Raw genomic sequence first — 680 nt, forward strand, 5'->3', positions numbered from 1 at the left:
GGACATCATCACCGCACGAAATCGAGGGTTCCAAACGTTGGAATCAAACCACTAGATTGATGCGTTCCAGATAGTCTTCGGAGTCCGAACTGGCTTCGCCGCCGGACTGATAATTCAACAACAGGTCGGCCTGTTTGGTCATCAGCAGCGCCAGGCATTCGTCGCGATTGGCCGAGCGCAGGCGCACGCTGACATCGATCACGTTCGAAAATGTCTCGATGATGGCCGGCGCGCGCGACGTGGTGATCGCGTGCTGGCTGACGATCACGATCCGGTTGTTGGCCTCCCTGCCCTGCCGGCGCAACTCGTAGAGCAGGTCCTTCATCTCGGATACCAGCCGCTTGATCTCCTCCTGCTCCGCCGAGATTGACGGCTTGAGGCCGACGGGCTTGCGGTCCCGATCGAACAATTCGGTGCCGACATAATCCTCGATCGCACGGATGCGGCGCGAGAAGGCCGGCTGGGTGACGTTACGCCGCGCGGCGGCCGCGTTGAACGAGCCGGTCTCGACCACCGCCAGGATATCCTCAAGCCATTCCAGCCGCACGTCGAACTCTCCTAATATGCAATACTTGCATTTTATCGCTCGAAAACGGCATTTGATCAACGAAGAGAAATGCGCAAGATTTGAAATCACGCAATTTGTTCAAGGTTGGTTTTCCATGCATCTCGCCCGTTTT

The 680-nt window shown here is 57.1% G+C and carries 1 protein-coding gene; it reads right to left on the minus strand.

What is annotated here, in order from left to right:
• Positions 1–43: 43 nt before the first annotated feature.
• Complete coding sequence (locus V6766_RS25495) at positions 44–547, minus strand: LysR family transcriptional regulator (protein WP_448471033.1); 504 nt, start codon at positions 545–547, stop codon at positions 44–46.
• Between the last annotated feature and the right edge of the window lie 133 nt (positions 548–680).

Source organism: Martelella sp. AMO21009, assembly GCF_053484295.1.